The 13,084-nt window shown below is 35.0% G+C and carries 12 protein-coding genes and 1 pseudogene; 5 read left to right on the forward strand and 8 right to left on the reverse strand.

Translation table 11 applies throughout. From position 1 onward, the window contains the following. Positions 1–245: transposase (locus H561_RS0119950; RefSeq protein WP_027386008.1), on the reverse strand; the 245-nt coding region annotated here is incomplete at its 3' end. A gap of 242 nt (positions 246–487) precedes the next feature. Here H561_RS0119950 and H561_RS0119955 point away from each other — a divergent pair. Together H561_RS0119955 and H561_RS0119960 are read left to right on the forward strand one after the other, a co-directional pair. Next, positions 488–898, forward strand: a complete 411-nt coding sequence (locus H561_RS0119955) for a hypothetical protein (protein WP_228372315.1) — start codon at positions 488–490, stop codon at positions 896–898. Positions 899–905: 7 nt separating this feature from the next. Beyond that, positions 906–3,026 (forward strand): cation:proton antiporter, encoded by a 2,121-nt coding sequence (locus tag H561_RS0119960; protein WP_027388583.1) that lies wholly within the window; start codon positions 906–908, stop codon positions 3,024–3,026. A 378-nt stretch (positions 3,027–3,404) separates the two neighbouring features. Here H561_RS0119960 and H561_RS0119965 read toward each other — a convergent pair whose 3' ends face one another. The 3 genes from H561_RS0119965 to H561_RS0119980 form a co-directional block, all read right to left on the reverse strand. Continuing rightward, the gene (locus H561_RS0119965) at positions 3,405–5,423 is read right to left on the reverse strand and encodes a BCCT family transporter (protein WP_027388584.1); all 2,019 of its coding nucleotides are present in this window, start codon (positions 5,421–5,423) and stop codon (positions 3,405–3,407) included. 463 nt (positions 5,424–5,886) lie between these two features. Next, on the reverse strand, positions 5,887–6,510 hold the full coding sequence (locus H561_RS0119975) for a flavin reductase family protein (RefSeq protein WP_027388585.1): 624 nt from the start codon (positions 6,508–6,510) through the stop codon (positions 5,887–5,889). Between the two features lie 189 nt (positions 6,511–6,699). Further along, on the reverse strand, positions 6,700–7,437 hold the full coding sequence (locus tag H561_RS0119980) for a tryptophan-rich sensory protein (protein ID WP_228372316.1): 738 nt from the start codon (positions 7,435–7,437) through the stop codon (positions 6,700–6,702). Between the two features lie 298 nt (positions 7,438–7,735). Here H561_RS0119980 and H561_RS0119985 point away from each other — a divergent pair, with 298 nt between their 5' ends. From H561_RS0119985 to uraH, 3 genes are all read left to right on the forward strand, one after another. Further along, entirely contained in the window at positions 7,736–8,242 is a 507-nt protein-coding gene (locus H561_RS0119985) for a Crp/Fnr family transcriptional regulator (RefSeq protein ID WP_228372317.1), read from the forward strand. A 65-nt stretch (positions 8,243–8,307) separates the two neighbouring features. After that, positions 8,308–8,835 (forward strand): heme-binding protein, encoded by a 528-nt coding sequence (locus H561_RS0119990; RefSeq protein WP_027388588.1) that lies wholly within the window; start codon positions 8,308–8,310, stop codon positions 8,833–8,835. Between the two features lie 24 nt (positions 8,836–8,859). Next, positions 8,860–9,267 carry a hydroxyisourate hydrolase gene (gene uraH, locus H561_RS0119995; protein WP_027388589.1) on the forward strand — a complete coding sequence of 136 codons (408 nt, stop codon included), beginning with the start codon at positions 8,860–8,862 and terminating at the stop codon, positions 9,265–9,267. A gap of 400 nt (positions 9,268–9,667) precedes the next feature. Here uraH and H561_RS0120000 read toward each other — a convergent pair whose 3' ends face one another. The 4 genes and pseudogenes from H561_RS0120000 to H561_RS23760 form a co-directional block, all read right to left on the reverse strand. Next, the gene (locus H561_RS0120000) at positions 9,668–10,582 is read right to left on the reverse strand and encodes a helix-turn-helix domain-containing protein (protein ID WP_027388590.1); all 915 of its coding nucleotides are present in this window, start codon (positions 10,580–10,582) and stop codon (positions 9,668–9,670) included. Positions 10,583–10,635: 53 nt separating this feature from the next. Next, a complete protein-coding gene (locus tag H561_RS0120005) occupies positions 10,636–11,673 on the reverse strand; it encodes an aldo/keto reductase (RefSeq protein ID WP_027388591.1) in 1,038 nt (345 codons plus the stop codon). 839 nt (positions 11,674–12,512) lie between these two features. Continuing rightward, a complete protein-coding gene (locus tag H561_RS0120015; RefSeq protein WP_081411685.1) occupies positions 12,513–12,800 on the reverse strand; it encodes a hypothetical protein in 288 nt (95 codons plus the stop codon). 32 nt (positions 12,801–12,832) lie between these two features. Then, positions 12,833–12,970: pseudogene (locus H561_RS23760) on the reverse strand (transposase); the annotation flags it as partial. Positions 12,971–13,084 lie beyond the last annotated feature (114 nt).

Below are 13,084 nucleotides of genomic sequence, written 5' to 3' on the forward strand. Positions count from 1 at the left end.
TCCTGGAGAATCTGCTTATCCAGGCTTAGGTCGGCTACCAACTTCTTGAGTTGACTGTTTTCTTCCTCTAATTGACGTAAACGCCGGAGTTCTGTAATCCCCAAACCTCCGAATTTCTTCTTCCAATTGTAGAAAGTGGCCTCACTTATACCCATCTTACGACAAACTTCTTCGACTTTCACTCCTGTCTCAGACTGTTTCAATGCAAAAATAATCTGACTCTCTGTAAATCTGCTCTTTTTCATTAGACTTTTCTTTATTTAAATTTAATTATTTCTCGAAAAATCTCTACTTTTAATTGTTCCAGTTTTTTGGGAGAAGGTCAATGCCAAAAAAATATCCACTTATACTTCTTTGTTTTTTTATATTTTGCCTGAATTGTTCTGATAAAGCAAAAGAACAGCAGATTGCCAAGCGTGAACTCGAATTGCTGGATAAAGAAAAAACATTTGCTGAAAAAGAATCTGATTATCAATCCTTGTTAAAGATGAGAGACAGTATTCTAAGTAGGAAAACAGATTCTGTAAAATTGATCAGTGAATGGCCCGAAGAAATTTTAGGGACATGGACCGGAACAGTAATCTGCACTGAGTCAAGCTGCACTGATTATGTGGTAGGCGATCAGCGTGTTGATAACTGGGAGTTTGATAATGATTCCAAACCGCTGGTTTGTAAAATTATAAATAATAATAAATTGGTCAGATTATACTCTGGCAAATATGAAAACGGCGAGGTACACCTGCAGTATAAAACAGACTCTACAGCCGATAAGAGCGTTGAAATGAATGTTGTTCTCAACGAAATTTCGTCTACCAGAATAAAAGGGACCAGAACCGTAACGGTTGATAATAAATGCCTGATGAAATTTAACGTAGAATTGATAAGACTTTCAAAATAAAACACCTATGATTTTAAGTTTACAACACCTAAATCTTCCGTTTGAAGATCCTGTTCTTAAGTTTTTTCTGGTTCTGGTCATCATTCTCGCTGCACCGATTTTACTGAATAAAATCAAGGTTCCCCATCTGCTCGGACTGATTATTGCCGGTGCTGTTATCGGCCCAAATGGGTTTAATGTATTGACCAGAGACAGCAGCATCGTTGTTACAGGAACTACGGGACTTCTTTACATTATGTTTCTAGCAGGTCTGGAAATAGATCTTGGAGACTTTAAGAAAAACAAGTGGAAAAGTTTAGCCTATGGAGCTTATGCTTTTATCTTTCCTTTTATCCTCGGATTTTTAGGGTCCTACTTTCTTTTAGGCTTTTCCGTACTTACGTCCGTACTTTTTGCCAGTCTATTTTCTTCACAGACATTGATAACCTATCCGTTAATCAGTAAAATGGGCATCGCAAAAAACCAAGCCGTTAATATTACCGTAGGTGGAACAATGCTTACTGACGTGGCAACTCTTCTGGTACTTGCAGTAGTTGTGGGCATGGTGACAGGTGAGGTGAATATGGCGTTCTGGATTAAGCTCGCAGGGTCTTTTGCTATTTTCGCACTGATTGTCCTATTGGTATTTCCAATCATAGGAAGATGGTTTTTCAAAAAAGTTAATGATAAAATTTCACAATACATATTCGTATTGGTTATGATATATCTGGCTGCTTTGTTAGCAGAATTAGCCGGTGTAGAAGCCATCATAGGAGCATTTTTTGCAGGTCTGGCTTTAAACAGACTGATACCGCATAGTTCTTCATTGATGAACCGTGTTGAATTTGTTGGTAATGCTATCTTTATACCTTTTTTCCTGATCAGTGTAGGAATGCTGATCGATTTTAAAGTTTTTTTCAACAGCTTCGATACTCTGATAGTCGCAGGGATCATGATCGTTGCATCAATAGGCGGGAAATACATTTCCGCTGTGATCACTCAGAAGACATTCCGGTTTACAAAAGATGAAGGTAAACTGATTTTCGGACTGAGTTCTGCTTCCGCAGCTGCTACATTAGCGACTGTGATGGTAGGATACAATATTATCATCTCTGAAACGGAGAGTGGCGAACCTGTACGATTACTAAACGAACACGTATTGAATGGAAGCATTTTATTAATCCTTATCTCATGTACGATATCTTCTTTTATTACCATGTCAGCTGGACAGAAGATTGTACAAAGTAGCAACGAAGATACGGTTTCGGGTAACAATCACGAAGAAGAAAATATTCTCTTGGCTATTAACTACGAAGAAACTGTTGAAAAAATGGTTAATCTCGGAATTTTGATCAAAGCGCATTCGAATACTCAGGATTTTTTTGCTCTTAATGTTATTAATGAAGATAAGAATGAATCCTCAGTTAAAAATGCCGAAAAGTTGCTACATCAGGCAAAAGATACAGCAGCAGCGGCAGATGTAACACTTCAAGCCTTAAAAAGGTATGACAATGATGTGATCAATGGAATTAATAACGTGATCAAAGAGCACAATATCACTGATTTAATGATCGGTTTGGAAGATGAAAAAGGCTTTTCCACTTCATTTGCACAAAATCTTTATAATGGTTACCTACAGAACGATAATGTAAATATCTTCATCTATCATGCTGTTCAGCCTCTATCTACTATAAAAAAATACGCAGTGATAATTCCTAAAAATGCGCAAAAGGAAGCAGGTTTTTTTCACTCACTGGTCAGGGTATGGAATATTGCAAAAAATTCTGGAGCAAAAATGGTTTTTTATGCTCCTGAAAATACCATTAATCTTTTGCAGCGCATCATAAAAAAATCCAATATCGAAGCAGAATTTATAATGATGCACACCTGGGAAGACAGCGAAGAAACGGCTTCAGGCATTAAAGATGACGAAGGGTTGATCATTTTTATGGCCAAAAGAGGAATGCATTCTTATATTCCACGGATGAGAATGATCCCTGAATTACTTAACAGAAGTTTACTCAATAAAAACTATCTTTTGATCTTCCCTTTCTCAGAATACGAAAATAATAATATTGAAAAACGAAATGTTTCCAATCATGATGATTTTGTAGAAATAGGAAATATAATTAAAAAAATATTTAAATAAAAATATAGGATAATCCGTAGCCCTCAAAGTTCGAGGTAAATGATAAGGCAGCCAGACAATCAATATTATTTAGTAGCTTGCCTAAATCAGTTTACTATAATCATAAATTTAAGAAATGGCTTTCACAAGATATTAAAATAGCAAATCAGCCCGACTATAACAAGAAACGCTTGATAATAAAGAAGGTATGGTCTTGTCTTTTGAATGCTTTATGGGAGACATCATCAATCGAAAATGCGACATAATCACAAAATCTTATTATCACTAATTAAGATTAACTATCCAATCCGGAATTATATTGAGTGGTTTCTAAAATATTTGTCTTTTTTTAGGTGAACAGAAATCCGATTGGTTAAAATCTGGATTAAAGTATTAAGTCTATAGAGAATTATTATCGCTGCTTATAAACATTTCGTTTGACTCTTCAGCAACTATCTTAAGGAACCGGTCATAGTGTTTTAGAACATCGCTGATCAACTCATTTTTGGTAAAGTACTGCACATCGTATCCTTCACGTGAATCACCAAAATAGGTTTTAGGAAAATAAGTCAAGTTACTGTCCAAATCAGGTAAGTTTTCATCGGCCACCATATAATCAGAAACAATTCTTTTCTGCCCTATCACGCCATAGATAAAATTATTGACCACATCGTGATGGATCTCTAAATGGATCTTTAAATCTTGAGGTCTGTAATTGATCTCAACAGCAATTCCATTTAATAAAAATTCCTCCTTTAATTCTGTGAAAGCAGGCAAGACCTGGTCTTCCATAAACGTTTTCACAGAGTCTTTTGTTTTAAAAGAAACAATTTTTTTCAACCGGTCCTTCCAGAATTCACCAGACCATGGTACTGTTGAAACCGAAAGTCCTTTTTCGTAGTATCGGTAATCGATGACGAGGGCCTTCATCAACGAGACAACAAATAAAATCATAATGACCGCAAACGGCAGCGCAGTGATAAGTGTCATCGTCTGCAATGCTTCAAGCCCGCCTGCATTAAGAAGCATAAGGGCTAATGTAGCCAGAAGTATTCCCCAGAATACCATTTGGATTTTAGGTGACTTACTTGAATTTTTGGAGGATATACTATCCATTACCAGCATTCCTGAATCTGCTGAAGTAACGAAAAAGATGATTATTATTGCAAGAACGATAAAACTTAAAACTTTAGAAAGTGGCAAATATTCTAAAAACCTGAACATCAAAGCATCCGGATCAGAAACCAAGGCACTCAGTGCACCATTCGCCACGTTGAAGTCAAACCAGATCGCACTGTTTCCAAATACCGACATCCAGATAAAATTGAATAATGTGGGAATGATCAAAACAGCGGCAATGAATTCACGGATACTCCTTCCTTTAGAAATTTTAGCAATGAATAGTCCGACAAAAGGTGACCAGGAAATCCACCATGCCCAATAAAGAATGGTCCAGTTATAAAACCAAGGGAGTGCTTTCTGCTCATAAACGTGGGTGTTGAAAGTAAGGTCAAAAAAGTTATTGATGTAATTACCCAGGCCATAGGTGAAACTTCCAATCAGATAAACGGTCGGTCCTAAAAACAGGACAAATAAAAGCAGGATAATCACGATAACAACATTGATATTACTTAAGATCTTAACGCCCTTATGCACTCCTGATGTTGCTGAAAAAACTGCGATTGAAACCAGAACTACTACAATTAATATCTGATAGACAAAACCCGTATCCGGCAAAATTTTCATCGTTTCCAAACCGGAGTTGATTTGTACAACTCCAAAACCCAATGTTGTTGTAATACCGAAAAAGGTACTGCATAAAGCAAAGATATCAATCACATCGCCCCATTTGCCTTTGATCCTGTCTTTTAACAATGGATACAGACAGCTTCGAAGCGACAAGGGAAGCCGGTAACGATAGGTAAAATAAGCTAAACAGAGTCCTACAAGACCATAAATTGCCCACGCATGAATCCCCCAATGAAAGAATGTGTAAAGTTGTGCATTTTTTGCCCTACTGATAATATGACTTTCCGAAAAAGCATCTGTAGAATAATGCTGCATAGGTTCTGCAACGCTGAAGTACATCAGTCCTATTCCCATCCCAGCCGCAAAAAGCATGGAGATCCAGGAAAAGAAAGAATGTTCAGGTTTGCTGTCATTGCTGCCCAATCTGATTTTTCCGTACTTACTAAACATCAGAAATACAAGAAAGATCACAAATATTGTTACGCACCATACGTACATCCAGTTAAGATTAACAAATATAAAATTCTTTATCACATCTAAAACAGCCTTAATCTGAACAGGAAACAATACTGAGAACAGACATATTCCCACTATAAATATTAAACTGGGTATGGTTACCCCTTTATCGAATGTAAATCTGATTTTTGATGTGGGTTTGGATGAATTCATACAAAAAAAATTGTTAGAGTACTTTCAAATATACAGCTTTTAAAATAGTAAAACCGTAAGCGCATTCTGTAAGACTCACAAGTATTGCAACATTTCGTTGTACTATTCTTCTATTCGTTCACACTCTTCTTAAAGATTTTCAACAGTCAAAGTGTAGCATATTATTTTTTCAGCAATAGAAAATACTAGGACAATAATATAACTTATCTTTAGCCTACAACAGAAAAAAATGATATACAGAGTTTATAAATTTGATCCTGATAATTTTGAAATTCTTTCTAAATCTTCCACCAAATATTTCGATATTTCTTCGGTTATGGGTTCAAGACCGGAAACTCAAAAATATGATATTAATTGATCAGTAATGTACTTCACCAAAATTCTATTTTGTAAAAATGAATTTTGACAAATACAAAATAACGACTAGATTTTAGATAATAATTTACGAAAATCAAATCTATTATTAAGATTGCTGTGGCTTCGCGTATTTCATTCTTTTAATTAATTCTGTGGTATGATAACCATCAAGAGAAGAGCCGGCAATGGTTCCTGCCTTTTCAATATCGATAATACCAGTTTCTTCCCAAACTTCCCCGGGGAAATACAAATCAACTATTTCACCAACAATCAATTGGGTCCCATTGCTTTTGATAGAAACAATTTCTTTCAACATTAACCCTATTTGAATATTCGACTCTTGAACAAAAGGCGCTGCAAAATTATTTTTGTAATCGATCTTCAGTCCGGCAGCATCAAATTCTGATTGTTCCCTTTGGTAACGTGCTGATGTTTGGTGTGCTTTTTCAAAAATACCTGTATTAACGTGGTTAATTGTATAAAAGCCTGTTTGCTTTATATTTTCCACAGTATGTCTTTCAACGGAATCGGGGCGAGAAATAAATCCTATCAAAGGAGGATTTGCACCAATGTGCATCACCGAATTAAAGATAGCAAGATTGGTTTGTCCTTCTTTGTTGACGGTTCCAATTAAATTAAGACTTTTAAAACCGCTCAGGGAATTGATCATTGCAGTTCTTTTCCTTTCCTCTAAATCGGCTATTTGTTGATTGGTAAAATGAGTTAACATCAATTATTATGATTTAATTTTTTTTAATTAAAATATATGGTTTTATAAAGTGTTTCCTGTTTATGACCGTCCTTTGTTCATTGTTTAACTTCCGAAGAAAATGATGTTTTAATTTACATAACCTGACAATAAAATTCTCACAATCAAATTGTTATTTTAAAAGCAGAAATTTCACATAAAACATTCGTTTCAAGGCGCGGCTCTTTTTTTAAACATCTGAAAACAAGCATTCAAAAAAATGAGTATTGCTGTGATGATAGCCGAAATGTAAACCGTAAAATTGGAATGCTGGTTCGCTACCGCAATAGCAATCAATGCCCAGACAGCCACCAAAGCAAATGCAGTCATGTTGAGCTTCCAAACCATATACAAATGAATAATAGCTGCAACGGCAAACATCACAACAGTCCAGACAGTCTCCGAAATTCCGAACCCTGACCATTGTATCTTTTTCAGATATGCTGCTACATCTGCAATTAAAGCGACGGAGATCCAACCTGAGTAGATATAAAATGGCAGGCTAAAGAAAATTGCTGTTTTGAAGTCTTTGGATTCTATTATCTCGCGATTATTTCCTATAATTTTCAGCAAAGAAATAAATAAAATAACCATAATTGGAATGGTAAGAAAAATATATTCGTACAACCAAGTACATACCCAAAGACTATTCGCAATACAGGAAATAATAAACCACCAGCCGACATTTAAAACAATCTTCTCCTTGGCATCCGTACTTTTGCCAAAAGGACCGAAATAAATTACAAAACCAAGAAGACCGAGATAAATAAGTCCCCAAATAGAAAAAGCATATCCTGCAGGAGTAAACAGATTCTGAAACTTGGCTGAAATGCTTGCCATCGTCTCATTATTTAAAATTCCGGTGTTGGACAGGTAGTTGACGACAATTGTTACAACCAGAGCTACCATATTTAAAATTTGAAAACGTCTTGTCATCGTATATTTTTTAGAAAGATACCTTATGAATTATTTTTCAGTTAAATTAATCAAATTTCATAAAGTTGGGAAATTCTACAAGCAAGTTTAATATTTTTAAACTTTATTAAAGTGTAAAGAATATACCTATGAATGCACTTTTTTGTAGCAGATCACAAAAAAAAATGTAACTTTAAGAATCACTCAATCATATCAGCATTGCTCAACTATGTATTCAATTCTTGAAAAATTTATCCGGAGTAGAAGTGATATCTCGTTAGAAAAACTTGAGATGATAAACTCCTTCTTTAAACCCCTTAAAACGAATAGAAACGAAATCCTTCTACAATATGATCAGGTATGCAAATATTACTACTTCATCAACAGAGGCTGTATCCGTCTGTTTACAACTACAAAAGACGGTACAGACAGCTCAAGGTATTTCGCTTTTGAAGGAAATTTTGCAACGGCTTTGCCGAGTTTTATTGATCAAAAGCCTGCAAGAGAATATCTACAAACGATTGAAAAATCAGAATTGCTTTGTATTTCGAGGAAGGACTTTTATCATCTCGTTGAAACAATGCCTGAGTTTGCAAAAATATATACTGAAATTTTGGAGCTTGGATTCATCATCGCACAAAAGAGGATTTATGGATTTCAGGGGTTTGACGCATTAGATAAAGTAAGATGGCTGATCGAATATCAACCTCAACTTTTACGTAGGGTATCCAACAGGATGGTCGCTTCTTATCTCGGAATCTCCCCTTCCACACTAAGCAGAATCAAATCTAAACTCTGAAAACGTTGACATAGGACAACGTTTTTGATTTTCCAGGTCTTTAACTTTGCATCAAAAGAAAGGATATGAAAATACAATTTTTGTTTGTCCTGCTGAGTTCATACTTATGCTTCGGACAAAACAAGACTGAAAAAGTAATACAACTCTACTCTATTGACCAATATGTAAAACCTGTTAATAATTTAAGCACCGATGCTGCAATTGAGTTGGTAAGCCGAATTTCAAAAGCTGCATCTAAAAAAAATAAAAACGTTTCTATTGCATTATTGGATGCTTCCGGAACAACCGTCCTGCTCCTGCGAGGCGACGGTGTCGGACCTCACAATACCGAAGCATCAAGGAGAAAAGCTTACACCGCCTTGTCTACAAAAACACCAACCCTTTTGTTATTAAGAAATTCGGAAAAGAATCCTGACACAAAGAACCTGAATTCACTTCCTGAGTTACTTCTGTTGAGCGGAGGAACGCCCATTTGGTACAAAGGTGATATCATTGGCAGTGTAGGCGTATCAGGTGGTGGCAGTCCTGAAAATGATGATTGGATTGCTCAGTCTGCTTCCATACCTGAAATCGGAATCACCACAACAAAATAGTTTTAATTTAAAATAATAAGAAAAATGAAATCATTCATGTTTACTGTCCTTTTCACACTTTTATCCATAGGGGCATTTGCTCAGAAAAATACATTTCAACTATCAAGTCATATTTTGGATGTATCTAAAGGTCTCCCTGTTTCAGGAGTCAAAATAAAATTAGAAAAGTATAATAACCAATCTAAAATATGGACTTTTGTAGACGAGAAAAATACCGATACAAACGGCAGGATTTCGGATTTTCTACCTTCAGAAAAAGATAATCTGGGTATTTTTAAATTGATTTACTTCACCAGCGATTATTTCAAAAAAAACAATACGGAAAGTTTTTATCCATTTATTGAAGTCGTATTCGAAATCAAGGACAAAAATCATTACCACGTTCCGATAACATTGTCTGCTTATGGCTATTCGACGTACAGAGGGAGTTAATTACCGAATTATCTCACCCATAATTACTATTAGATTTTTATAAAAGACAAACGTTGAATCATGATTCAACGTTTGTCTTTTTGTGATCTTCAAAAAAAAGTTACTGATCATCTAACAATCTTCACTAAAAAATCGTTGTCACAACGTAGGATATTTTGATTGTAAGTACACGGCCACCCTAATGCAGTTATTAAGTGATAATTTGCATTTACCCGCTTAAAGTATGATCATTATCTGATCTTAGTGAGTTCTGAGGATCCAACCTTTATAATGAGCAGAAAGTTCTTTTCCGGCTAAGCCACCAACCACGTGTATTTTAGATGATACCTCGTTCAAATACATATCTGATAAATTATTCATCATGGAGAATAACATATTTAATTTCTAGCGACAAAATATTTCAGTTGTAGCTATGTCTGTATTCACTAGGTGTCAGATTGGTTTTACTCTTGAATAATTTACTGAATGACTGTGGATATTCAAATCCGAGCTGATAAGCAATTTCACTTACTGTCAAATTAGTAGTTGTCAAAATCTCTTTTGCTTTTTCTATTAACTTCTCGTGGATGTGTTGCTGTGTATTTTGTCCAGTAATGTTTCGCAGCATATCACTTAAATAGGGAGAAGAAACATTTAATTCGGTCGCTAATTTTTCTACTGTTGGTAATACAAGATTTGAATTGTCACTAAAATAATGATCTAGTTTTATTTCAAACTTTGTTAACAAGTCGTTTGTTGCCATTTTCCGTGTAAGAAATTGTCGGCTGTAAAAACGGTTGCAATAACTTAATAGCAGCTCTAGGTTTGAAACGATGACATCTTGACTGAATAGATCTAATCTTGAATTGATTTCTTTTTGAATGTTTTGAATGATTATTTCGATTGTTTTTTCCTCTTCGTCCGAAAGATGAAGGGCTTCATTTACGGTATAAGAAAAAAAGCCATAACTTTTAATTGCTTTACCCAATGGGTATTGTCTTATTAAATCAGGATGAAATAATAAAGACCACCCATCCATATTTCTATCTTGGTCATTATCCACACTAAGGATTTGGTTTGGCGCGATAAAGGACATCGTACCATCATCAAAATCATAATGATTTTTGCCATATTTCAATTTCCCTTTAAAACTTCTTTTGATTGAAATATTGTAAAAATCTAAAAGTAATTTTTGATCACTTTCCTGGCTTTTATTTTGTGTCTGTGAATGATCAATGATTGTGATTAATGGATTTAACGGACTTGGCAGCCCCATATAAGAATGCAATTCTTTTACGGAAATTATTTTTTTTATGTTTTGCTCTGTATTTTTCATAATCTAAATAGGCAGGCAGCAATGTCTGACTGCCTAATTGATGCTTTGTAAATTTAGGAATTTAAAAAATCATTTCCTTCGCTTCTATCCATTGTCATTATTTCTAAAACGTTTCCAGGATATTCAACAGGCAATTGACTTACTTCGTCCAGCTGATTGATTTCTTCAGCTGTAAAAACGACATCAACACATTTTAAATTGTCTTGAAGTTGTTCCAGTTTTGTTGCACCGATGATGACACTGCTTACAACTTGCTGATGTAACAACCAAGCCAGAGCCAATTGAGAAATTGAAACTTGTTTTTGCTTTGCCATTGGCGTAAGCACGTCTAAAACATTATAAGCTCTTTCTTCGTGAAAAGGTGGAAATGGAAAACTATTTAGTCGCCCTTCTCCTTTTTGACTATCCCTTTTGTATTTACCAGTTAATAATCCCCCGCTCAATGGACTCCAGACCATCATTCCTACTTTCTGATCAAGTAGCATTGGTACAATTTCACGTTCTACATCTCTCACGTCTAATGAGTAATTGGCTTGCAGGGATGCAAATCTGTCTAAATTATTGTATTGTGAATAATCCAGTGCTTTCATCAATTGCCAAGCCGCAATATTACTAGCACCAAAATATCTTATTTTACTACTTCTCACCAAATCATCTAATGTCCGGATGGTCTCTTCAATTGGCGTCAGCGGATCTGCAGTATGAATTTGATAGAGATCAATATAATCTGTACCAAGCCTTTTTAGGCTACCCTCTACCTGTTGAATGATGTGCTTTTTAGAAAGCCCCAAGTCGTTTTGACCTTTGCCCATCGTACCTCTAACCTTAGTCGCCAAAACCAAATCGTCTCTGTTGATGGAAAGATTTTTTAGTGCCTGACCGATCATCACTTCAGAAAGTCCCTCTGAATAAATGTTTGCTGTGTCAATAAAGTTAACACCAGCTTCTGTTACTGTTTTAATTTGTTCGTCAACTGCATTTTGGTCAAGATTACCCATATAGCCAAAGAAACCTTGTCCGCCATAATTCATTGTTCCTAGACAGAGCGTAGAAACCTTCAAGCCTGTATTTCCTAAAATTTTGTACTTCATTTTTTTATTTTATTGTGAAGTACAAAGGTCAGAAGACTTTAATCTGTCTCTGTGTTCAAAATGAAGTTGTTTGTGTTCAAAATGAGGATTTAATCTAATTTAGGTTTTTCAGTACTGTTCCTTACTCAAGCTCAAAAAATTGAGGGTTATAATGTTACCTTTTTCTGTTTATAGCTGGCCAGTCCTCCAAATTAGACTCTTCTCGCAGACTTAATAATATATCTAAAGAATTTTCATCCTTCGAATTAATAGGATTCTTTACCTGAAGAACTTGAAAGAGCATACTATTCTCAATCGCCCTTTCTTTTAAATAGTCCCTAACGCTGTCAACCATATTCGCATCTTTTACTGAATTTTTCTTACTCAAATTATTTTTATTCCGACGATATTTTTTCCCACTTTATCAAAAAAAAAATTATTACCTCTTAAGAAAAATACCTTATTGTAAGTTGTTGATAACCTGTATTGTATTATCTATATCCTGCAATAATTGGTTTGAATAGAGTCCTGCCAAGTTCACAAAATGCCAAATGGCGCCAACTGTTTCCAGTTGGCGCCTTTTTTTTATCCTTTTTTTTCACTACTCAGAATGATCTAACGTAAAAATACTATTATTTGAAAAACACTTCCTCCGTCACAAGCATAAGCAAAGTCACTGCTTCCTTTTCAATATTTCCAAGCCCTAGATACCCTACGCACAAGAATTAAAAGAAAGTGATGAAAAAATTATTCTACCAGATAAACTCTTATAGAAAATAATGGTCCTGTCAAAAAACGGTGATAGATTCTCTCTTTACATCCGACACTATATCATCAATGTAATTCTAACTTTTTATTACTTAATTGCTTTCAAAAAGAATATTCAGAATTCTTCTGTTCTTATTGTTACAATCATCAAAAATGGACTTTTTATGTAAAGGAATTTTCAAAGTGCTAAAAAAATTGTTAAAGATGTAAGAAAAGGATGATAGTGAAAACAGATCGCTTAAAAATACTTGTGCATCAGGATAATTGATCTCTTTGCGATCGATCGCTTCCTGAACTTCCGAGAGCAGGTCTTTAAAACTTTCTAAGATATCCTGAAAAAATTTTTGCAGATCGTGGCTGACATTATGTATAACAATCATAAAAACATCTATATAGGGATATAATTTGCAGATCCTGTCTGATTCTTCTTCCAATTGTAGAAAGTTGCCTCACTTATACCCATTTTACGACAAACTTCTTCAACTTTCACCCCCGTTTCAGACTGCTTCAATGCAAAAATAATCTGACTCTCTGTAAATCTGCTCTTTTTGGCTACGCCTAACCATTGCGTTAGGTTTCATTAGATTTTTCTTTATTTAAATTTAAGTATTTCTTGAAAAATCTCTACTTTTAACTGATCCGGTTTTTTGGGAGAAGGTCAAAC

The organism is Chryseobacterium gregarium DSM 19109, assembly GCF_000430845.1.
Classification (GTDB): Bacteria; Bacteroidota; Bacteroidia; order Flavobacteriales; family Weeksellaceae; genus Chryseobacterium; species Chryseobacterium gregarium.